We start from the raw sequence: 20,633 nt of genomic DNA on the forward strand, positions 1-20,633 counted from the left end.
ACACCGCCGGGTCCGAACGACCGAAAGCGCCTGCCGCCTGGTAAGACGGCAGGACGCTCTCGAAACCGTTCGAGCTCACCGGTGCGGGACTCCTACACCTCGGTGACGGTGCCCCCAGCAGCGGTGATCTTCTCCTTCGCGCTGCCGGAGAACGCGTTGGCGTTCACTCGCAGCGCAACGGTGATCTCACCGGTGCCCAGAACCTTGACCGGCTGGCCGGCCCGCACAGCGCCCTTGGCCACGAGGTCGTCGACGGTGACGTCCCCGCCCTCCGGGAAGAGGGCCGACAGCTTGTCCAGGTTCACGACCTGGAACTGAACGCGGAACGGGTTCTTGAACCCCTTCAGCTTCGGCAGCCGCATGTGCAGCGGCATCTGCCCACCCTCGAACCGGGCCGGAACCTGGTAGCGGGCCTTCGTGCCCTTGGTGCCGCGGCCCGCGGTCTTGCCCTTCGACGCCTCACCGCGACCCACACGGGTCTTCGGGGTCTTGGCGCCGGGGGCCGGCCGCAGGTGGTGCGGCTTCAGCGGCGAGTTGCTCATGCCTCTTCGACCTCCTCGACGGTGACCAGGTGCGCCACCGTCTTGACCATGCCCCGGATCTCAGGGCGGTCCTCCTTGACGACCTCGTGGCCGATCCGCTTCAGGCCGAGCGAGCGCAGGGTGTTGCGCTGCGACGACGTGCCGCCGATCGGGCTCTTGATCTGACGCACCTTCAGCTGGCTCATGCCGACGCTCCCGCGGCCTGGGCGCGCAGCAGCGCGGCCGGGGCGACGTCCTCCAGCGGCAGGCCGCGGCGGGCCGCCACCTGCTCCGGACGCTCCAGCGACTTCAGCGCCTCCACCGTGGCGTGCACGATGTTGATCGCGTTGGACGAGCCGAGCGACTTGCTCAGCACGTCGTGGACGCCCGCGGCCTCCAGCACGGCGCGCACCGGGCCACCGGCGATGACGCCGGTACCGGGCGAGGCCGGACGGAGCAGCACGACGCCGGCAGCCTTCTCACCCTGCACGGGGTGCGGGATGGTGCCCTGGATCCGCGGCACCTTGAAGAACTGCTTCTTGGCCTCCTCGACGCCCTTGGCGATCGCCGAGGGCACCTCCTTGGCCTTGCCGTAGCCGACGCCCACGGTGCCGTCGCCGTCGCCGACGACGACCAGAGCGGTGAAGCTGAAGCGCCGGCCACCCTGAACGACCTTGGCGACGCGGTTGATGGCGACCACGGTCTCGATGTAGTTGGTCTTGTCCGCACCGCCGTCGCCGCGACGGTTGTCGCGATCGCGACGGTCACGACGATCGCGGCGCTCGCCACCGGCACCGCCACCGCGGCGCTGGGGTTCAGCCATGATGTCCCTCTATCCTCTCGAGAATTTCTGTGTCGCCGGTCAGAGCTTCAGGCCGCCCTCGCGGGCGCCCTCCGCCACCGCGGCCACCCGGCCGTGGTACTGGTTACCGCCGCGGTCGAAGACCACGGCCTCGACGCCGGCCGCCTTGGCCCGGTCGGCGATCAGCTCGCCGACGCGGCGCGCCTTGGCGGTCTTGTCGCCGTCGAGCGAACGCAGGTCGGCCTCCATGCTGGTGGCCGAGGCCAGGGTGCGGCCGGTGGCGTCGTCGACGACCTGGACCACCATGTGCCGCAGCGACCGGGTGACGACCAGGCGCGGCCGCTCGGCCGTGCCCGTGACCTTCTTCCGGACCCGCAGGTGCCGGCGGTCGCGCGCAACTCGCTTGTCGCCCTTCTTGATGTGGCGATTGATCGCGATGCCCATGTCTTACTTCCCAGCCTTTCCGACCTTGCGCCGGACGTGCTCGCCTTCGTAGCGCACACCCTTGCCCTTGTACGGCTCGGGCTTGCGGATCTTGCGGATGTTCGCCGCGGTCTCGCCGACCTTCTGCTTGTCGATGCCCTGCACCGAGAAGCGGGTGGGCGACTCGACGGCGAACGTGATGCCCTCGGGCGGCTCGACGACGACCGGGTGGCTGAAGCCGAGCGCGAACTCGAGGTTCTGGCCCTTGGCCGTGACGCGGTAGCCGACGCCGACGATCTCGAGCTTCTTGACGTAGCCCTCGGTGACGCCGGTGACCATGTTGGCCACGAGCGTGCGCGTGAGGCCGTGCAGCGCCCGGCTCTCGCGCTCGTCGTCGGGGCGGACGACCTGCAGCGTGCCGTCGTCACCCCGCTCGACGTCGATGACCTCGGGCAGCGTGTGGTTCAGCGTGCCCTTGGGGCCCTTGACCGTGACCGCGCGGCCGTCGATGGCGACATCGACGCCCGAGGGAACGGGGATCGGGAGCTTGCCGATACGCGACATGAGTGTTCGCTCCTTCCCGTTACCAGACGTAGGCGAGGACTTCCCCGCCCACGCCCTGCTTCGCCGCCGCCTGCCCAGTGAGCAGACCCTGCGACGTGGAGATGATGGCGACGCCCAGCCCGCCGAGCACGCGCGGCATGTTGGTGGCCTTCGCGTAGACCCGCAGGCCCGGCTTGCTGACGCGGCGGATGCCGGCGATCGAGCGCTCCCGGGACGGGCCGTACTTCAGCGTGAGCTCGAGCGTCTTGCCCACCTGGTCCTCGGCCGGCTCACGCACGGAGAAGCCCGCGATGTAGCCCTGCTGCTTGAGGATCTCGGCGATGTTCACCTTGATCTTGCTGTGCGGCATCGCCACGGTGTCGTGGTGCGCCGTGTTGGCGTTGCGCAGACGGGTGAGCATGTCTGCGATCGGGTCGGTCATGGTCATGTGTGGTTGCCGCTTTCCCGTCGTGGTTTCCGCTGGGCGGACCTACGACGAACAGTGGGTCTGGGGTTCGGGGTTACCAGCTGGACTTCGTAATGCCCGGCAGCTCGCCGCGGTGCGCCATCTCACGCAGGCACACTCGGCACAGCCCGAACTTGCGGTACACCGAGTGCGGACGGCCGCACTTCTGGCACCGGGTGTACGCGCGCACCGCGAACTTCGGCTTGCGCGCCGCCTTGATGACAAGAGCCTTCTTCGCCACGTCAGTTCTCCTTGAACGGGAAACCGAGCAGCTTGAGCAGCGCCCGACCCTGGTCGTCGTTGGTCGCCGTCGTGACGACCGTGATGTCCATGCCGCGGACGCGGTCGATCCGGTCCTGGTCGATCTCGTGGAACATCGACTGCTCGTTGAGGCCGAACGTGTAGTTCCCGTTGCCGTCGAACTGCTTGCCCGACAGGCCACGGAAGTCCCGGATGCGCGGCAGCGCGATGGTGACCAGGCGGTCCAGGAACTCCCACATGCGGTCGCCGCGCAGCGTCGCGTGCGCGCCGATCGGCATGCCCTCGCGCAGCTTGAACTGCGCGATGGACTTGCGGGCCTTGGTGACCGTCGGCCGCTGGCCGGTGATGGCCGCGAGGTCGGTGACGGCGCCCTCGATCAGCTTCGCGTCGCGCGCGGCCTCGCCGACACCCATGTTGACGACGACCTTGGTCACCGTCGGCACCTGCATGACGTTCGCGATCTGGAACTGCTCGCGCAGCGCGGCCACGATCTCGTCGCGGTAGCGCTGCTTGAGCCGCGGCAGGGCGCGGGTCTCAGTGGTGGTGGTCATCAGATGTCCTCACCGGTGCGCTTGGCGAACCGGACCTTGTTGCCGTTGTCGTCGATGCGGTACCCGACCCGGGTGCCCACCGTCTTCTTCTTGCCGTCCACGTCGGCGTCGACGGCGATCATCACGTTCGAGACGTGGATCGGCGCCTCCTGGTGGATGATCCCACCGGACTGCTGCGTGCCGCGCGCCGTCTGGGTCGGCTTCTGGTGCTTGGTGATGCGGTTGACGCCCTCGACGAGGACACGCTCCTGGCGCGGGTAGGCCGCGATGACCTTGCCCACCAGGCCCTTGTCCTTGCCGGCGATGACGATGACCTTGTCACCCTTTTTGATCTTCATGCCTCACAACACCTCCGGAGCGAGCGAGATGATGCGCATGAAGCGCTTGTCCCGCAGCTCACGACCGACGGGGCCGAAGATGCGCGTCCCGCGCGGGTCCCCGCCGTCCCTGATGATGACGGCCGCGTTCTCGTCGAAGCGGATGTAGGAGCCGTCCGGACGGCGGCGCTCCTTCACGGTCCGCACGACCACGGCCTTGACGACGTCGCCCTTCTTGACCGCGCCGCCGGGAATGGCGTCCTTGACGGTGGCCACGATGACATCGCCGATGCCCGCGTATCGCCGGCCGGAGCCGCCGAGCACGCGGATGCACAAGAGCTCCTTGGCACCGGTGTTGTCGGCGACCCGCAGCCGCGACTCCTGCTGAATCATGTCGCTCCTACTTCGCCTTCTCGAGGATCTCCACGACGCGCCAGCGCTTCGTGGCCGACAGCGGTCGGGTCTCCATGAGCAGGACGCGGTCGCCGATGCCGGCGGTGTTCTGCTCGTCGTGGGCCTTCAGCTTGCTCGACCGACGCACGACCTTGCCGTAGAGCGGGTGCTTGAAGCGGTCCTCGACGGTGACGACGACGGTCTTGTCCATCTTGTCGCTGACCACCACGCCCTGGCGGGTCTTGCGGTAGCCACGGCCACCCGGGGCGTTCCCGGTGGACTTCGGGCTCTCGGTCACGTTTTCTTCCTTGTTCGCGGGGCTCACTCGGCACCGTCCTCATCGCTCGAGGCGGCGGCCTTCTTGGTCGTCCGCTTGCGCGGCGCGGCCTTCTTCGGCGCCTCGGCGGCGTCGTCCTCGGCCTTCTTGGCCGCGGCCTTCTTCGCCGGCGCCTTCTTCGGCTCGGCCTTGGCCTCGGCCTTCTCGGCCTTCGGCTCGGCCGGCGCCGCCACGACGGCGACGATGCCCAGCTCGCGCTCGCGCATGATCGTGTAGATCCGCGCGATGTCGCGACGAACGGCCTTCAGCCGGCCGTGGCTCTCCAACTGACCGGTGGCGCCCTGGAATCGCAGGTTGAACAGCGACTCCTTGGCCTTCTGCAGCTCCTCGACCAGTTCGTCGTCCGAGCGGTCGCGCAGCGACACGGCGTCGAGGTTCTTCGTACCGATCGCCATCAGAAGTCACCTGCCTCGCGCTTGATGATGCGCGCCTTCATCGGGAGCTTGTGGATCGCGCGCGTCAGTGCCTCGCGAGCCACGGTCTCGTTCGGGAACGAGAGCTCGAACATGACCCGGCCCGGCTTCACGTTGGCGATCCACCACTCCGGCGAACCCTTGCCGGAGCCCATGCGGGTCTCGGCCGGCTTCTTCGTCAGCGGACGGTCCGGGTAGATGTTGATCCACACCTTGCCGCCACGACGGATGTGCCGGGTGATGGCGATACGAGCGGCCTCGATCTGGCGGTTGGTCACGTAGTGGCCCTCGACCGCCTGGATGCCGTACTCGCCGAAGGCCAGCGACGTGCCGCCCTTGGCCATGCCGCGACGCCGCGGGTGGTGCTGCTTGCGGTGCTTCACCTTGCGAGGGATCAGCATGATCTCAACCCTCCTGGCCCGTCGTGGTCGCCGCGGTGTCGGCGGCCGGCGCCTGGGGCGCGGTCGCCTCGGCCGGAGCGGCCTGGGTGGCAGGAGCGTTGTCGCGGTCGCCGCGGCCACCCGGCCGGCGGCGCTCGGGACGACCGCCACGGCGGTCATCGCGGCCGCCGCCGCCACCGCGCGACTGCTGAGCGCGGGCCTGCGCGGCCTGCTCAGCGGCGCGCTCGGCGCGCGAGCCGCTCACGTCACCCTTGTAGATCCACACCTTCACACCGATCCGGCCGAAGGTGGTGCGGGCCTCGTAGAAGCCGTAGTCGACGTCGGCGCGCAGCGTGTGCAGCGGGACCCGGCCCTCGCGGTAGAACTCCGAGCGGCTCATCTCGGCGCCGCCGAGACGGCCCGAGCACTGGATCCGGACGCCCTTGGCGCCGGCACGCATCGTGGTCTGCAGCGCCTTGCGCATCGCGCGGCGGAACGCCACGCGAGCCGACAGCTGCTCGGCCACGCCCTGCGCGACCAGCTGAGCGTCGATCTCGGGCTGCTTCACCTCGAGGACGTTCATCTGGACCTGCTTGCCGGTGAGCTTCTCCAGCTCCGAGCGCAGCCGGTCCGCGCCCACGCCACGACGGCCGATGACGATGCCCGGCCGGGCGGTGTGGATGTCGACGCGCACGCGGTCACGCGTCCGCTCGATGTCGACGTGCGAGATGCCGGCGCGCTCCATGCCGTCGGTCATCAGCTTGCGGATGGCGACGTCCTCGGCGATGTAGTCGCGGTAGCGCTGACCCTGGGTCGTGCTGTCGGCGAACCACCGGCTCTTGTGATCGGTGGAAATGCCCAGCCGGAACCCGTGCGGGTTGATCTTCTGACCCACTAGCGGGCCCCTCCCTTCAGTGCAGCGATCGACGCCTTGTCGTCGACGATCACCGTGATGTGGCACGTCCGCTTGTTGATGCGGCTCGCGCGACCATGGGCGCGCGGGCGGAACCGCTTCATGGTCGGGCCGTCATCGACGTACGCCTGCGCGATGACCAGCGTCTCGCGCGGCGTGCCCGCGAGGTCGTCGGCGTTCGCGATGGCGCTCTCGAGCACCTTGCGCACCGGCTCGGCGGCCGCCTGCGGTGCGAACCGCAGCAGCGCCGAGGCCTCGTCCGCGTCCATCCCACGGATCAGGTCCACCACACGGCGCGCCTTCATGGGCGTCACGCGGACGAACCGCGCCTGAGCCCTGGCTTCCATCGTTACTCCTCTGTCACTTCGTGGTGGACGTCACCGGCGCCGGGCGCGGCGGTCGTCCTTCTCGTGGCCCTTGAACGTGCGCGTCGGGGCGAACTCGCCGAGCTTGTGCCCGACCATCGCCTCGGTCACGAACACGGGCACGTGCTTGCGGCCGTCGTGCACCGCGATGGTGTGGCCGATCATGTCCGGCACGATCATCGAGCGACGGGACCAGGTCTTGATGACGTTCTTGGTGCCCTTCTCGTTCTGAGCATCGACCTTCTTGGCCAGGTGCTCGTCGACGAAGGGGCCCTTCTTCAGGCTGCGCGGCATCTGTTCCTACTCCCGACTCAGCGCTTCTTGCCGGTCTTGCGACGGCGGACGATCTGACGGTCGCTGGGCTTGTTCTTCCGGCGGGTGCGCCCCTCGGGACGACCGTTCGGGTTGACCGGGTGACGACCACCGGAGGTCTTGCCCTCACCACCACCGTGCGGGTGGTCGACCGGGTTCATGGCGACACCGCGGACCGTCGGGCGCTTGCCCTTCCAGCGCATGCGGCCGGCCTTGCCCCAGTTGATGTTCGACTGCTCGGCGTTGCCGACCTCGCCGACGGTGGCGCGGCAGCGCACGTCGACGTTGCGGATCTCGCCGGACGGCATGCGCAGCTGCGCCCAGGTGCCCTCCTTGGCGACCAGCTGGACGCTGGCGCCGGCGGAGCGGGCGATCTTGGCGCCGCCACCGGGCCGCAGCTCGATGGCGTGCACCACGGTGCCGACCGGGATGTTGCGCAGCGGCAGGTTGTTGCCGGGCTTGATGTCCGCGCTCGGGCCGGCCTCGACCGTGGCGCCCTGCGCCAGGCGGAACGGCGCCAGGATGTAGCGCTTCTCGCCGTCGGCGTAGTGCAGCAGCGCGATGCGCGACGTGCGGTTCGGGTCGTACTCGATGTGCGCGACCTTCGCCGGCACGCCGTCCTTGTCGGCCCGGCGGAAGTCGATCACCCGGTACTGGCGCTTGTGGCCGCCACCCTGGTGCCGCGTCGTGATCTTGCCGGAGTTGTTGCGGCCGCCCTTCTTGGGCAGCGGCCGCACCAGCGACTTCTCGGGCGTGGACCGGGTGACCTCGACGAAGTCGGCGACGCTGGAGCCGCGTCGGCCCGGCGTCGTCGGCTTGTACTTACGGATTCCCATTCGTCGTTACCTCAGTAGCTCGTGTCCTGGCCGGCTCAGCCGACCGGGCCGGAGAAGATGTCGATGCGCTGGCCTTCGGCGACCGTCACGATCGCGCGCTTGGTGTCCGGGCGCTTGCCCACGCCGAAGCGGGTGCGGCGACGCTTGCCCTGGCGGTTCTGGGTGTTGACACCGGTGACCTTGACGTTGAACACCTTCTCGACCGCGATCTTGATCTCGGTCTTGTTCGCGTCGGGCGCGACCACGAAGGTGTACTTGTTCTCGTCCAGAAGGCCGTAGCTCTTCTCGGACACGACCGGCACGATGAGGATGTCGCGCGGGTCCCTGCGGTTGACGGTCACTTGGTGCCCTCCTCAGCGGCCTGCTCGCCCGCGCCGAGGAACGCGTCGAGCGCGCCCTTGGTGAAGACGACGTCGTCGGAGCAGAGCACGTCGTAGGTGTTCAGCTGGTCGGCCACGAGCAGGTGCACCTGCGGCGCGTTGCGCAGGCTCTTCAGCGTCAGCTCGTCGCCCCGCTCGACCACGACCAGGACGCTGCGCCGCTCGGTGAGCGACTGCAGGGCCTTCAGGGCCGCCTTGGTGCTGGGGGCGTCGCCGTCGACGAAGCCGGTGACCACGTGCACACGGCCGTGGCTCGCCCGGTCGGACAGCGCGCCGCGCAGCGCGGCGGCCTTCATCTTCTTCGGCGTCCGCTGCGAGTAGTCGCGCGGCTGCGGGCCGTGGACGATGCCACCGCCGGTGAACTGCGGCGCGCGGATCGAGCCCTGGCGGGCCCGGCCGGTGCCCTTCTGGCGGTACGGCTTGGCGCCACCGCCGGACACCTCCGCACGGGTCTTGGTGGCGTGCGTGCCCTGCCGGGCCGCGGCCAGCTGGGCCACCACGACCTGGTGGATCAGCGGGACGTTGACCTGGACCTCGAAGACCTCGGCCGGAAGTTCGACCGTGCCGGACTTCTTGCCGGCGGCGTCGAGAACCGTGACGGTGCTCACTGGGTCACTCCCTTCGCGGCCGTGCGGACGAAGACCAGACCGCCGTTGGGGCCCGGCACGGCGCCCTTGAGGAGCAGCAGCCCCTGCTCGGCGTCGACGGCCTGGACCGCGATGTTCTGGGTGGTCATGCGCTCGCCGCCCATCCGGCCGGCCATCTTCATACCCTTGAAGACGCGGCCCGGGGTGGCGCAGCCGCCGATGGAGCCCGGCGAGCGGTGCTTGCGCTGCACACCGTGCGAGGCGCGCAGGCCGTGGAAGCCGTGGCGCTTCATGACGCCGGCGAAGCCCTTGCCCTTCGTGGTGCCCGTGACGTCGACCTCCTGGCCGGCCTCGAACACCTCGACCGTGACCTCCTGGCCGAGCGTGTACTCGGAGGCGTCGGCGGTGCGCAGCTCGGCGACGTGCCGGCGCGGCGTCACGCCGGCCTTGTCGAAGTGACCCTGGGCGGGCTTGGTGACCTTGCGCGGGTTCGGCGCGCCGAAGCCGAGCTGGACCGCGTCGTAGCCGTCCTTGTCGGGCGTGCGGACCTGCGTGACCACGCACGGCCCGGCCTTGATCACGGTGACCGGGACGATCCGGTTGTTCTCGTCCCACACCTGGGTCATGCCGAGCTTCTCGCCCAGCAGGCCCTTGCGCACCGTGGTGGCGGCCTCGGAAGACTGAATACTCATCGTCGGCGGTCCCTCAGAGCTTGATCTCGATGTCGACGCCGGCCGGCAGGTCGAGCCGCATCAGCGAGTCGACGGTCTTCGGCGTGGGGTCGATGATGTCGATGAGCCGCTTGTGCGTACGCATCTCGAAGTGCTCGCGGCTGTCCTTGTACTTGTGCGGCGATCGGATGACGCAGTACACGTTCTTCTCGGTAGGCAGCGGCACCGGGCCTGCGACCTGCGCACCCGTGCGCGTCACCGTGTCGACGATCTTGCGCGCCGACGTGTCGATGACCTCGTGGTCATAGGCCTTGAGCCGGATGCGGATCTTCTGTCCCGCCATGGCTGCTTGTCGTCCTCACTCTTCGTACTGCTAAGACCCGATCTGAACGAACACTGAGCTGCTGCTCCGCCGACCCCCGCGGTCGGGCGTGTCGCGCCTCGTGGCACATGCATGCCGCGACGTTTCACGCTGATCACCGGGGATTGACGGCCGGCCACGGCACGCCATGACGGCGTGGCGCCAGCCCCATCGGAGTTCTTCGTCACAAGCGCACAGCGCTGACGTCGCCCTCCGCCGAGCAACCTGAACAGTATGCCAGATCAGATTGGCTGAGGCCAATCGCGGTGCGAGGGGCGGCCGGTGCGGCCGCCCCTCGCAATGTCGACTACTTGAGGATCTTGGTGACGTTGCCGGCACCGACGGTCCGGCCACCCTCGCGGATGGCGAACTTCAGACCCTCCTCCATGGCGACGGGCTGGATCAGCTCGACGCTCATGGAGGTGTTGTCGCCCGGCATGACCATCTCGGTGCCCTCGGGCAGCGTGACGACGCCGGTGACGTCCGTGGTCCGGAAGTAGAACTGCGGACGGTAGTTGTTGAAGAACGGCGTGTGCCGGCCACCCTCGTCCTTGGACAGGATGTAGACCTGCGCCTCGAAGTCGGTGTGCGGCGTGTTGCTGCCGGGCTTCACCGCGACCATGCCGCGCTCGACGTCCTCGCGCTTGGTACCACGCAGCAGCAGGCCGACGTTCTCGCCCGCGCGCGCCTCGTCGAGGGTCTTGCGGAACATCTCGACGGCGGTGACGGTGGTCTTCTGCGCCGGGCCGGGACGGATGCCGACGAGCTCGACCTCCTCGTTGGCCTTCAGCACACCGCGCTCGACGCGGCCGGTGACGACCGTGCCACGACCGGTGATCGTGAAGACGTCCTCGATCGGCATCAGGAACGGCTTCTCGATGTCGCGCACCGGGTCCGGCACGTTCTCGTCGACAGCCTCCATGAGCTCCTCGACGGTCTTGACCCACTCGGCGTCGCCCTCGAGCGCCTTCAGCGCCGAGACCTTGACGACCGGGACGTCGTCGCCCGGGAACTCGTACTCGGAGAGCAGCTCACGCACCTCGAGCTCGACGAGCTCCAGGATCTCCTCGTCGTCGACCATGTCGGCCTTGTTCAGCGCGACCAGGATGTACGGCACGCCGACCTGACGGGCCAGCAGCACGTGCTCCTTGGTCTGCGGCATCGGGCCGTCGGTGGCCGCGACCACGAGGATCGCGCCGTCCATCTGAGCCGCGCCGGTGATCATGTTCTTGATGTAGTCGGCGTGACCCGGGGCGTCGACGTGCGCGTAGTGACGCTTCTCGGTCTGGTACTCGACGTGCGCGATGTTGATCGTGATACCGCGCTGCTTCTCCTCCGGCGCCTTGTCGATGTCATCGAAGGCGAAGGTCTCGTTCAGGTCCGGGTACTTGTCGTGCAGCACCTTCGTGATGGCAGCCGTGAGCGTGGTCTTGCCGTGGTCGACGTGACCGATGGTGCCGATGTTGACGTGCGGCTTGGTCCGCTCGAACTTCGCCTTAGCCACTGTAGGGCCCTCCTGTGGACTTCGTACGTTGCCGATCCCCGCTGGTGCGGTGTGTTCGGCTATCTGTTTCTGGTCGGGATTGCTCTTGCCAGCCGGGCTGAAAACCCGAGGGAGACTACTCTCCCCGGACCTTCTTGATGATCTCTTCCGCCACGTTCCGGGGAACCTCGGCGTAGGAGTCGAACTGCATCGAGTAACTTGCCCGGCCCTGGGTCTTGCTGCGGAGGTCACCGACATAGCCGAACATCTCCGACAGCGGGACCAGCGCCTTGACGATGCGCTGGCCGGCGCGCTCCTCCATGGCCTGGATCTGGCCACGGCGGGAGTTGAGGTCGCCGATGACCTCGCCCATGTAGTCCTCGGGCGTGGACACCTCGACCTCGAACATCGGCTCGAGCAGCACCGGGTCGGCGCGCCGAGCAGCTTCCTTGAACGCCATGGAACCGGCGATCTTGAACGCCAGCTCCGAGGAGTCGACGTCGTGGTAGGCGCCGTCCTGCAGCGTCACCTTCACGTCCACCAGCGGGAAGCCGGCGACGACGCCGAACTCCATCGCCTCCTGGACACCCGCGTCGACCGACGGGATGTACTCCCGCGGGATGCGGCCACCGGTGACGGCGTTGACGAACTCGTACCCGCCGTCGCCCTCGCCACCCGTCGGCTCGATGTCGATGATGACGCGGCCGAACTGGCCGGACCCACCGGTCTGCTTCTTGTGGGTGTACTCGACCTTCTCGACCTTGCGGCGGATGGTCTCGCGGTAGGCGACCTGCGGCTTGCCGACGTTCGCCTCGACCTTGAACTCGCGCTTCATGCGGTCGACCAGCACCTCGAGGTGCAGCTCGCCCATGCCGGAGATGACCGTCTGGCCGGTCTCCTCGTCGGTGCGGACCTGGAAGGTCGGGTCCTCCTCGGCGAGGCGCTGGATCGCGGTGCCCAGCTTCTCCTGGTCGCTCTTGGTCTTCGGCTCGATGGCGACGTGGATGACCGGCGCCGGGAACTTCATCGACTCCAGGATGACCGGCTTGCCGGCGTCGGACAGCGTGTCGCCCGTCGTGGTGTTCTTCAGCCCCATGACGGCGACGATCTGGCCGGCGCTGGCCTTGTCGATCTCCTCACGCTTGTTCGCGTGCATCCGGTAGATCTTGCCGATGCGCTCCTTGTTGCCCTTGGTGCTGTTCAGCACCATGGTGCCGGCGGTCAGCGTGCCCGAGTAGACCCGGACGAACGTGAGCTTGCCCAGGTGCGGGTCGGCCATGATCTTGAACGCCAGCGACGACAGCGGAGCGTCCTCGTCCGGCTCGCGGGTGAGGATCTCTTCCTCGTCGTTCACCGCGTGGCCCTCGACCGCGCCGACGTCGAGCGGCGACGGCAGGTAGCGCACCACGGCGTCGAGCATGGGCTGCACGCCCTTGTTCTTGAACGCCGAGCCGGTGAGCACCGGGGTCAGGTTGCCGGCGATGGTCGCCCGGCGGATCGCGGCGATCAGCTCGTCGCGGTCGGGCTCCTTGCCGTCGAGGTAGAGCTCCATCATCGCCTCGTCGTTCTCGGCGATGGTCTCGAGCAGCCGGTCGCGCCACTCCTGGGCGGCCTCGGTGTGGGTGTCCGGGATGTCGACGGTGTCGTACATCTCGCCCAGCGGCGTCTCGGCCGACCAGACCAGAGCCTTCATGTCGACGAGGTCGACCAGGCCGCGGAAGTCGGCCTCGGCGCCGATCGGCAGCTGCAGCACCAGCGGGGTCGCCTTGAGCCGCGACACGATCATGTCGACGCAGCGGTGGAACTCCGCGCCGGTGCGGTCGAGCTTGTTGATGAAGCAGATCCGCGGCACGCCGTACTTGTTCGCCTGGTGCCAGACGGTCTCCGACTGCGGCTCGACACCCGCGACGCCGTCGAACACGGCCACGGCGCCGTCCAGGACGCGCAGCGACCGCTCGACCTCGACGGTGAAGTCGACGTGGCCGGGCGTGTCGATGATGTTGATGGTGTGGTCGTCCCACTCACAAGTGGTCGCGGCCGAGGTGATCGTGATGCCGCGTTCCTGCTCCTGCTCCATCCAGTCCATGGTGGCTGCGCCATCGTGGACCTCACCGATCTTGTAGTTGATACCGGTGTAGTACAGGATCCGCTCGGTGGTGGTGGTCTTGCCGGCGTCGATGTGGGCCATGATGCCGATGTTGCGGACCTTGGCCAGATCGAGCTTGCGGAGGTCGGTCGCCATGTGCGTGCGTTCGCTTCCTTATATGCGGTCTCGTCGACTCGGCGCCAGCGACTACCAGCGGTAGTGCGCGAAGGCCTTGTTCGACTCGGCCATCTTGTGGGTGTCCTCGCGACGCTTCACGCTGGCACCGAGGCCATTGGAGGCGTCGAGGATCTCGTTCATCAGACGCTCCGTCATGGTCTTCTCACGACGGGCGCGGGAGTAGCTGACCAGCCAGCGCAGGGCCAGCGTGGTGCTGCGGCCGGCGCGCACCTCGATCGGCACCTGGTAGGTCGCGCCACCGACACGGCGGCTGCGGACCTCGAGCGTCGGCTTGACGTTGTCGAGCGCGCGCTTGAGCGTGACGACGGGGTCGGTGCCGGTCTTCTCGCGGCAGCCCTCGAGGGCGCCGTGCACGATGCCCTCGGCGATGGACTTCTTGCCGTCCTCGAGCACCTTGTTGACCAGCTGCGTGACCAGCGGCGACCCGTACACCGGGTCGACGACGACCGGCCGCTTGGGAGCCGGACCCTTCCGCGGCATTAGCTCTTCTCCTTCTTCGCGCCGTAGCGGCTGCGCGCCTGCTTGCGGTTCTTCACACCCTGGGTGTCGAGCGAACCGCGGATGATCTTGTACCGGACACCCGGGAGGTCCTTCACCCGGCCGCCACGCACGAGCACCATCGAGTGCTCCTGCAGGTTGTGGCCGACACCGGGGATGTAGGCGGTGACCTCGATCTGGCTGGTCAGCTTGACACGGGCAACCTTGCGAAGAGCCGAGTTCGGCTTCTTCGGCGTGGTGGTGTACACGCGCGTGCACACGCCGCGTCGCTGCGGGCTGCCCTTGAGCGCCGGGGTCTTGTTCTTGGCGACCTTGTCCTGGCGGCCCTTGCGGACCAACTGCTGGATCGTAGGCACTACGTCTCCGTGTCCTCTGCTCGTCGAACTGCCTCGACTGGTCTGGTTTCCGGGGATCACATCGGCCTTCGGCCTGCCATCGGCGCAGGTCACGGGAGCCTTCCGGCGACCCCCGCGGTCGGGCGTGTCGGCCCGGTCCCACGCCGCACGATCAGGCATCCGATCGATGTGGTCGGTTGATCTGTCCGGTATGCGCTGGCTTCTGCTGCCGGGCGCGCCGGATTGCCCGGAGCAGTCCAGGCACGAAGACTGAGATTACCCGGTCGAGGGTACCCAGGTCAAAGTGATGCCGCAGCTCGACGGGGTAACGCCTACCGACCATAACGCACCGGTCACGCCCACGTCACGACCCCACGCCGCGCCACCTCCGGCGGGGGCGGCGCGGGGTCAGCAGCGGTAGCCGCCGTCCTCCAGGCCGGCCTCGCGTTCCAGCGGGTGCTCGCAGGGCTTGTTGGGGTTGTGGCGGATGACGTACTCCCAGATGAACCGCGCGTAGCCGTAGCGCGCCCACTGCTCGGAGTGGACCCGCTCGTGCCGCAGCAGCCGGGCCAGGCTCGGCGCGCCGGAGCCCGGCGGCTTCCGGCCCGACTCGACCGTGGTCCGCAGGATCTCGGCCGGGTCGTCGAACGAGCCGTTGACGAGGTACATCTCGCCCCAGGTGGTGCCGCCGCGGGCGGCGAACCAGTCCACCGGGTTCGGCAGGGTGCGCAGCGCGCGGCGGCCGGCCACCGCCATCAGCGTGCCTTCCGGGGTCGCGACCAGCGCGCCGCGCTTCACCGTCGTGCCGGCGTCACCCCGGTTGAGGCCGAGCATGCCGCTGTAGGACCAGCGGTTGCGGTCGCGCCGCGGGTCGGTGCGGCTGGGCCGGCCGCCGTTGAGCAGCTCGGTCAGCCGGGCCAGCTCGCGGGCCCGGCGGGCGTCGTCGATGCGGACGTAGGGACGGCGGTCCGGCCCGCGCCAGACGGTGCGGCCGGCCAGCGGCGCGAACGTCGTCGCTGTGACGTTCTCCGCGCGTGCGACCTCGACCACGTCGGCCGGCGCGTGGCCGGCGGCCAGCGTCCAGCGGACCCACTCGCGGTACAGCTCGTCCGGTTCGCCGGCGAGCAGGCCGGCGTCACGGAGCAGGCCGACGGTCGCGTCGGTCATCCGACTCCTCCTCGCGGGGTGCGGGCGCCAATCGCAGCAAATCTACTGGGGCGCTGTCACATTCGGGCTCCGGAAACCACCCATAGGAGGTGTGGCCCTCTCGACCTCCGCCCGGCCGGTCCGGACCGCAGCCCTGGAGCTGGCGGCGCTGTCCGGCCTGCTTCGTGACGGCGCCGGCGTCCTCGCCGCGGCGGTGCTGGCCCACGTCGACGAGGTCCGGCGCCGCGCCGGGCCGGCGCTGCCACCGGATCAGCACGACGTCGTCCGCGCCGCCGGCGTCGCGATGCAACAGGCGCTCACGGCCGCCACCGCCCAGCTGACGCCGCTGATCGACGGCGCCGGCGGCGAGCTCGAGGTGCTGCTGCGCCGGCCCCGTGACGGCCCGCTCGCCGCGGCACAGCGGGAGGCGCTGCGGCACTACACCACCGTCGCCGGCGTGACGGAGCTGAACCGGTACCTGCGCGACCCGGCGAGCACGCCGGAACCGCGCCGGGCCGAGCTGCGCCGGCTGGCCGGCGACGCGATCGCCGGGCTGGCGGCCCTGCCACGGTTCACCGGCGTCGCCTACCGCGGCACGACGCTGCCGGCCGAGCAGCTGGAGCGCTGGCGGCCCGGTGTCGTCGTCGCCGACCGCGGCTTCGCCAGCGCCTCGGCCAGCGCGGCCGTCGCACACGCGTTCCGGGCCGGCGGCAACACGTTCCTCACCATCGTCGGCCGCAGCGGCGCCGACATCCGCCGGCTGTCGCTGTACGAGCACGAGGCCGAGGTGCTGTACCCGCCCGGCACCCGGTTCCGCGTGCTGGACCGATCGTGGGACGACGAGCGCGGCTGCTGGAGCTTCCTGCTGGAGGAGGTGCCGCGATGCGCTTCGACCGCGACGTCTACGACCGGCTGAGCGACGACCAGAAGGCCGCCTACCTGCGGGCCGTGTACGACGGCACCCCGGCGACGAGCGAGCCGGCCACGCGGAAGGCGGCCGCCCCGGAGGGCCTGGAGGTCGTCGAGGAATGACGACGGCGCCGCCACCCACGAGGGGTGACGGCGCCGTCGATCACGGACGCCGGACTCGTCAGTTGTACGAGCCGAAGTCGTAGTCCTCCAGGCGAACGGCCTCGCCGGACCCCTGGCCGAACTCGTAGTCGGAGTAGTCAGCGCCGTAGTCGACCATGGAGTACATGGCCGCCTTGGCCTCCTCGGTCGGCTCGACCCGCAGGTTGCGGTAGCGGGGCAGGCCCGTACCGGCCGGGATCAGCTTGCCGAGGATGACGTTCTCCTTCAGGCCGATCAGCGGGTCGGACTTGGCGTTGATCGCCGCCTCCGTGAGCACCCGCGTGGTCTCCTGGAACGACGCCGCCGACAGCCACGAGTCGGTGGCCAGCGACGCCTTGGTGATGCCCATCAGCTGCGGACGACCCGAGGCCGGCTGACCGCCCTCGGCGACCGCACGCCGGTTCTCCTCCTCGAACCGCGACCGCTCGACCAGCTCGCCGGGGAGCAGGTCGGTGGTGCCGCTCTCGAGCACGGTGATCCGGCGCAGCATCTGCCGCACGATGATCTCGATGTGCTTGTCGTGGATCGACACGCCCTGCGACCGGTAGACCTCCTGGACCTGGTCGGTCAGGAAGACCTGGACCGCCCGCTGGCCCTGGACCCGCAGCACGTCGTGCGGGTCGGCGGTACCGGAGTGCAGCAGCTCGCCGACCTCGACACGGTCGCCGTCCTGCACACGCCACTGGGCGATGCCCGGGGCGCGCCGGTTGGTCCACTCGAACACGCGGCGCGACAGCGGGAACGACTGCTCCTCGCTACCGTCGTCGGGAACGATGACCGCGTGGGCGCCCTTGGCGTCCTCCTCGACCCGGATCCGGCCGGAGACCTCCGACAGCGGGGCCTTGCCCTTCGGGGCACGCGCCTCGAACAGCTCGACCACACGCGGCAGGCCGTGCGTGATGTCCTCACCGGCGACACCGCCGGTGTGGAACGTCCGCATGGTCAGCTGGGTGCCGGGCTCGCCGATGGACTGGGCGGCGATGATGCCGACCGCCTCGCCGACGTCGACGAGCTTGCCCGACGCGAGCGACCGGCCGTAGCACATGGCGCAGACGCCGGTCTTGCTCTCGCAGGTCAGCACGGAGCGGACGCGGACGTTCTCGACCCCCGCGGCCACCAGCCGGCCGATCTCGACGTCGCCGAGGTCGTCGCCGGCCGAGGCCACCTTGGTGCCGTCGGGCGCCACGACGTCCTCGGACAGCGAGCGCGCGTAGACCGAGGTCTCGACGTGCTCGTCGACCAGGAGCCGGCCGTCGGGGCCGGTCACCGCGATCGGCAGCGACAGACCACGCTCGGTGCCGCAGTCGACCTCGCGGATGATGACGTCCTGGGAGACGTCGACCAGACGACGGGTCAGGTAACCGGAGTCGGCGGTCCGCAGCGCGGTGTCGGCCAGACCCTTGCGGGCGCCGTGCGTCGAGATGAAGAACTCGACGACGGACAGACCCTCGCGGAAGCTCGCCTTGATCGGCCGCGGGATGGTCTCACCCTTCGGGTTGGCGACCAGGCCGCGCATGCCCGCCAGCTGGCGGATCTGCATCCAGTTACCGCGGGCGCCGGAGGTCACCATGATGTTGATGGCGTTCTCCGACGCGAACGACTCGCGCATCGCCACGTCGACCGCGTTGGTGGCGTCGGTCCAGATGTCGATGAGCTCCTCGCGCCGCTCGCCGTCGGAGATGACACCCCGGGCGAAGTTGCGCTCGACCTTCTCGGCCTTGGCCTCGAAGCCCTCGAGGATGCCGGCCTTCGTCGGCGGCGCCACGACGTCGTCGAACGAGACCGTCACGCCGGACCGGGTGGCCCAGTGGAAGCCGATCTCCTTCAGCGCGTCCAGCGTGGCCGCGACCTGGATCTTCGGGTACCGCTCGGCGAGGTCGTTGACGATGCTGCCGAGGCGCTTCTTGTCCACGACGGCGTCGACGAACGGGTAGTCCAGCGGCAGCGCCTCGTTGAACAGCGCCCGGCCGAGCGTGGTGCTCAGCGTCAGCGGCTGACCCGTCTCCCAGTCCTCCGGGGTCTCGTAGCCGGCCGGCGGCACGACGTCGTTCACCCGGATGGTGATCGGCGCCTGCAGCGACAGCTCACCGCGGTCGAACGCGGCGATGCCCTCGGCGACGGACGAGAACGCCCGGCCCTCGCCGACCTGCTCGGGCCGGTCGGAGGTCAGGAAGTAGATGCCCAGCACCATGTCCTGCGTCGGCATGGTCACCGGCCGGCCGTCGGCCGGCTTGAGGATGTTGTTGCTGGACAGCATCAGGATGCGGGCCTCGGCCTGCGCCTCCGCCGACAGCGGCAGGTGCACGGCCATCTGGTCGCCGTCGAAGTCGGCGTTGAACGCCGTGCAGACGAGCGGGTGGATCTGGATGGCCTTGCCCTCGATCAGCTGCGGCTCGAACGCCTGGATGCCGAGACGGTGCAGCGTCGGCGCCCGGTTCAGCAGCACCGGGTGCTCGGCGATGACCTCCTCGAGCACGTCCCACACGACCGGGCGGGCCCGCTCGACCATGCGCTTGGCGCTCTTGATGTTCTGCGCGTGCGACAGGTCGACCAGCCGCTTCATGACGAACGGCTTGAACAGCTCGATCGCCATGCCCTTCGGCAGGCCGCACTGGTGCAGCTTGAGCTGCGGGCCGACGACGATGACCGAACGGCCGGAGTAGTCGACGCGCTTGCCCAGCAGGTTCTGCCGGAACCGGCCCTGCTTGCCCTTGAGCATGTCGGAGATCGACTTGAGCGGCCGGTTGCCGGGACCCGTGACGGGACGGCCACGGCGGCCGTTGTCGAACAGCGCGTCCACGGACTCCTGGAGCATCCGCTTCTCGTTGTTGACGATGATCTCCGGCGCGCCGAGGTCGAGCAGCCGCTTGAGGCGGTTGTTCCGGTTGATGACGCGGCGGTACAGGTCGTTCAGGTCGCTGGTCGCGAACCGGCCACCGTCGAGCTGCACCATCGGGCGCAGGTCCGGCGGGATCACCGGCACGGCGTCGAGCACCATGCCGCGCGGGTCGTTCTTCGTCGTCAGGAACGGCGAGACGACCTTGAGCCGCTTCAGCGCCCGGGTCTTCTTCTGGCCCTTGCCGGTGCGGATGAGGTCGCGCAGCTTCTCGGCCTCGGCCTCGAGGTCGAAGCCGTCGATGCGCTCCTTGATGGCCTGCGCGCCCATGCCGCCGCGGAAGTACTGACCGAAGCGGTCGCGCATCTCGCGGTACAGCAGCTCGTCGCCCTCGAGGTCCTGGACCTTGAGGTTGCGGAAGCGGTCCCACACGGCGTTGAGCCGGTCGATCTCGGCCTCCGCGCGCTTGCGCAGCTGGCTCATCTCGCGCTCGGCCGACTCCTTGACCTTGCGGCGCGCGTCGCCCTTGGCGCCCTCGGCCTCGAGCTCGGCGAGGTCGGCCTCGAGCTTCTTCGCCCGGGTCTCGATGTCGGCGTCGCGGCGCTGCTCGATCTGCTTGCGCTCGACGTCGATCTGGCCCTCGAGCGAGGACAGGTCGCGGTGCCGCGACTCCTCGTCGACCCAGGTGATCATGTAGGCGGCGAAGTAGATGACCTTCTCGAGGTCCTTCGGGGCGAGGTCGAGCAGGTAGCCCAGCCGCGACGGCACACCCTTGAAGTACCAGATGTGCGTGACGGGGGCGGCCAGCTCGATGTGGCCCATCCGCTCGCGGCGCACCTTGGCGCGCGTGACCTCGACGCCACACCGCTCACAGATGATGCCCTTGAAGCGGACGCGCTTGTACTTGCCGCAGTAGCACTCCCAGTCGCGGGTCGGACCGAAGATCTTCTCGCAGAAGAGCCCGTCCTTCTCCGGCTTCAGGGTGCGGTAGTTGATGGTCTCAGGCTTCTTGACCTCACCGTGCGACCACTCGCGAATGTTGTCGGCGGTCGCGAGGCCGATGCGTAGCTCGTCGAAGAAATTGACGTCGAGCACGTGTGTCCTTCTCTCGCTCAGATATGTCAGGTCTGTGGTGGCTGGCGGAAATG

At 69.1% G+C, this 20,633-nt stretch carries 29 protein-coding genes; 2 read left to right on the forward strand and 27 right to left on the reverse strand.

Annotated elements, in window-relative coordinates; translation table 11 throughout:
- Positions 1-92: 92 nt before the first annotated feature.
- The 26 genes from rplO to C1I92_RS06625 all read right to left on the reverse strand — a co-directional run bounded on the left by rplO (position 93) and on the right by C1I92_RS06625 (position 15,599).
- Entirely contained in the window at positions 93-542 is a 450-nt protein-coding gene (gene rplO / locus C1I92_RS06500; protein ID WP_111253858.1) for a 50S ribosomal protein L15, read from the reverse strand.
- Positions 539-727 carry a 50S ribosomal protein L30 gene (rpmD, locus tag C1I92_RS06505; protein ID WP_111253859.1) on the reverse strand — a complete coding sequence of 63 codons (189 nt, stop codon included), beginning with the start codon at positions 725-727 and terminating at the stop codon, positions 539-541. The genes rplO and rpmD overlap by 4 nt, the downstream gene beginning before the upstream one ends.
- Complete coding sequence (gene rpsE, locus C1I92_RS06510; RefSeq protein ID WP_111253860.1) at positions 724-1,344, reverse strand: 30S ribosomal protein S5; 621 nt, start codon at positions 1,342-1,344, stop codon at positions 724-726. Before rpsE ends, rpmD begins: the two co-directional genes overlap by 4 nt.
- 39 nt (positions 1,345-1,383) lie before the next feature.
- Entirely contained in the window at positions 1,384-1,767 is a 384-nt protein-coding gene (gene rplR, locus C1I92_RS06515) for a 50S ribosomal protein L18 (protein ID WP_111253861.1), read from the reverse strand.
- A 3-nt stretch (positions 1,768-1,770) separates the two neighbouring features.
- Complete coding sequence (gene rplF / locus C1I92_RS06520) at positions 1,771-2,310, reverse strand: 50S ribosomal protein L6 (protein WP_111253862.1); 540 nt, start codon at positions 2,308-2,310, stop codon at positions 1,771-1,773.
- Positions 2,311-2,329: 19 nt separating this feature from the next.
- Positions 2,330-2,737: a 30S ribosomal protein S8 gene (rpsH, locus tag C1I92_RS06525; RefSeq protein WP_069110670.1), complete on the reverse strand. Its 408-nt coding sequence runs from the start codon at positions 2,735-2,737 to the stop codon at positions 2,330-2,332.
- Between the two features lie 73 nt (positions 2,738-2,810).
- Complete coding sequence (locus C1I92_RS06530; RefSeq protein WP_046772627.1) at positions 2,811-2,996, reverse strand: type Z 30S ribosomal protein S14; 186 nt, start codon at positions 2,994-2,996, stop codon at positions 2,811-2,813.
- A 1-nt stretch (position 2,997) separates the two neighbouring features.
- Positions 2,998-3,567 (reverse strand): 50S ribosomal protein L5, encoded by a 570-nt coding sequence (rplE, locus tag C1I92_RS06535; RefSeq protein ID WP_111253863.1) that lies wholly within the window; start codon positions 3,565-3,567, stop codon positions 2,998-3,000.
- Positions 3,567-3,905 (reverse strand): 50S ribosomal protein L24, encoded by a 339-nt coding sequence (gene rplX, locus C1I92_RS06540; protein WP_111253864.1) that lies wholly within the window; start codon positions 3,903-3,905, stop codon positions 3,567-3,569. Before rplX ends, rplE begins: the two co-directional genes overlap by 1 nt.
- Positions 3,906-3,908: 3 nt before the next feature.
- Positions 3,909-4,277 carry a 50S ribosomal protein L14 gene (gene rplN, locus C1I92_RS06545; protein WP_046772624.1) on the reverse strand — a complete coding sequence of 123 codons (369 nt, stop codon included), beginning with the start codon at positions 4,275-4,277 and terminating at the stop codon, positions 3,909-3,911.
- A 7-nt stretch (positions 4,278-4,284) separates the two neighbouring features.
- Positions 4,285-4,602: a 30S ribosomal protein S17 gene (gene rpsQ, locus C1I92_RS34805; RefSeq protein WP_111253865.1), complete on the reverse strand. Its 318-nt coding sequence runs from the start codon at positions 4,600-4,602 to the stop codon at positions 4,285-4,287.
- Positions 4,599-5,009 (reverse strand): 50S ribosomal protein L29, encoded by a 411-nt coding sequence (gene rpmC / locus C1I92_RS35555; protein WP_111253866.1) that lies wholly within the window; start codon positions 5,007-5,009, stop codon positions 4,599-4,601. Before rpmC ends, rpsQ begins: the two co-directional genes overlap by 4 nt.
- A complete protein-coding gene (rplP, locus tag C1I92_RS06560) occupies positions 5,009-5,428 on the reverse strand; it encodes a 50S ribosomal protein L16 (RefSeq protein ID WP_111253867.1) in 420 nt (139 codons plus the stop codon). Before rplP ends, rpmC begins: the two co-directional genes overlap by 1 nt.
- A gap of 4 nt (positions 5,429-5,432) precedes the next feature.
- Entirely contained in the window at positions 5,433-6,302 is an 870-nt protein-coding gene (gene rpsC / locus C1I92_RS06565; RefSeq protein WP_111253868.1) for a 30S ribosomal protein S3, read from the reverse strand.
- Positions 6,302-6,667, reverse strand: a complete 366-nt coding sequence (gene rplV, locus C1I92_RS06570; RefSeq protein WP_111253869.1) for a 50S ribosomal protein L22 — start codon at positions 6,665-6,667, stop codon at positions 6,302-6,304. The genes rpsC and rplV overlap by 1 nt, the downstream gene beginning before the upstream one ends.
- 30 nt (positions 6,668-6,697) lie before the next feature.
- A complete protein-coding gene (gene rpsS / locus C1I92_RS06575) occupies positions 6,698-6,979 on the reverse strand; it encodes a 30S ribosomal protein S19 (RefSeq protein ID WP_046772620.1) in 282 nt (93 codons plus the stop codon).
- 17 nt (positions 6,980-6,996) lie between these two features.
- The gene (rplB, locus tag C1I92_RS06580; RefSeq protein WP_111253870.1) at positions 6,997-7,833 is read right to left on the reverse strand and encodes a 50S ribosomal protein L2; all 837 of its coding nucleotides are present in this window, start codon (positions 7,831-7,833) and stop codon (positions 6,997-6,999) included.
- Positions 7,834-7,868: 35 nt separating this feature from the next.
- Positions 7,869-8,174 (reverse strand): 50S ribosomal protein L23, encoded by a 306-nt coding sequence (gene rplW / locus C1I92_RS06585; protein WP_046772618.1) that lies wholly within the window; start codon positions 8,172-8,174, stop codon positions 7,869-7,871.
- Positions 8,171-8,821 carry a 50S ribosomal protein L4 gene (rplD, locus tag C1I92_RS06590; RefSeq protein WP_111253871.1) on the reverse strand — a complete coding sequence of 217 codons (651 nt, stop codon included), beginning with the start codon at positions 8,819-8,821 and terminating at the stop codon, positions 8,171-8,173. Before rplD ends, rplW begins: the two co-directional genes overlap by 4 nt.
- Entirely contained in the window at positions 8,818-9,492 is a 675-nt protein-coding gene (gene rplC, locus C1I92_RS06595; RefSeq protein ID WP_111253872.1) for a 50S ribosomal protein L3, read from the reverse strand. Before rplC ends, rplD begins: the two co-directional genes overlap by 4 nt.
- Positions 9,493-9,505: 13 nt before the next feature.
- Positions 9,506-9,814 (reverse strand): 30S ribosomal protein S10, encoded by a 309-nt coding sequence (rpsJ, locus tag C1I92_RS06600; protein WP_026877498.1) that lies wholly within the window; start codon positions 9,812-9,814, stop codon positions 9,506-9,508.
- Positions 9,815-10,139: 325 nt separating this feature from the next.
- A complete protein-coding gene (gene tuf / locus C1I92_RS06605) occupies positions 10,140-11,336 on the reverse strand; it encodes an elongation factor Tu (RefSeq protein WP_111253873.1) in 1,197 nt (398 codons plus the stop codon).
- Between the two features lie 115 nt (positions 11,337-11,451).
- On the reverse strand, positions 11,452-13,557 hold the full coding sequence (gene fusA / locus C1I92_RS06610; protein ID WP_111253874.1) for an elongation factor G: 2,106 nt from the start codon (positions 13,555-13,557) through the stop codon (positions 11,452-11,454).
- A 51-nt stretch (positions 13,558-13,608) separates the two neighbouring features.
- A complete protein-coding gene (gene rpsG, locus C1I92_RS06615) occupies positions 13,609-14,079 on the reverse strand; it encodes a 30S ribosomal protein S7 (RefSeq protein WP_092614269.1) in 471 nt (156 codons plus the stop codon).
- On the reverse strand, positions 14,079-14,453 hold the full coding sequence (gene rpsL / locus C1I92_RS06620; protein ID WP_026877502.1) for a 30S ribosomal protein S12: 375 nt from the start codon (positions 14,451-14,453) through the stop codon (positions 14,079-14,081). Before rpsL ends, rpsG begins: the two co-directional genes overlap by 1 nt.
- 387 nt (positions 14,454-14,840) lie before the next feature.
- Positions 14,841-15,599 (reverse strand): hypothetical protein, encoded by a 759-nt coding sequence (locus tag C1I92_RS06625; protein ID WP_111253875.1) that lies wholly within the window; start codon positions 15,597-15,599, stop codon positions 14,841-14,843.
- A 91-nt stretch (positions 15,600-15,690) separates the two neighbouring features.
- On the opposite strand from C1I92_RS06625, the gene C1I92_RS06630 reads away from it, so the two are divergent.
- Positions 15,691-16,494 (forward strand): ADP-ribosyltransferase domain-containing protein, encoded by an 804-nt coding sequence (locus tag C1I92_RS06630; RefSeq protein ID WP_111253876.1) that lies wholly within the window; start codon positions 15,691-15,693, stop codon positions 16,492-16,494.
- The gene (locus C1I92_RS33680; protein WP_158564027.1) at positions 16,461-16,610 is read left to right on the forward strand and encodes a hypothetical protein; all 150 of its coding nucleotides are present in this window, start codon (positions 16,461-16,463) and stop codon (positions 16,608-16,610) included. The genes C1I92_RS06630 and C1I92_RS33680 overlap by 34 nt, the downstream gene beginning before the upstream one ends.
- 58 nt (positions 16,611-16,668) lie before the next feature.
- On the opposite strand, the gene C1I92_RS06635 is transcribed toward C1I92_RS33680, so the two are convergent.
- A complete protein-coding gene (locus C1I92_RS06635; protein WP_111253877.1) occupies positions 16,669-20,580 on the reverse strand; it encodes a DNA-directed RNA polymerase subunit beta' in 3,912 nt (1,303 codons plus the stop codon).
- Positions 20,581-20,633 lie beyond the last annotated feature (53 nt).

Source organism: Jiangella anatolica, assembly GCF_003236295.1.
GTDB classification, from domain to species: domain Bacteria; phylum Actinomycetota; class Actinomycetes; order Jiangellales; family Jiangellaceae; genus Jiangella; species Jiangella anatolica.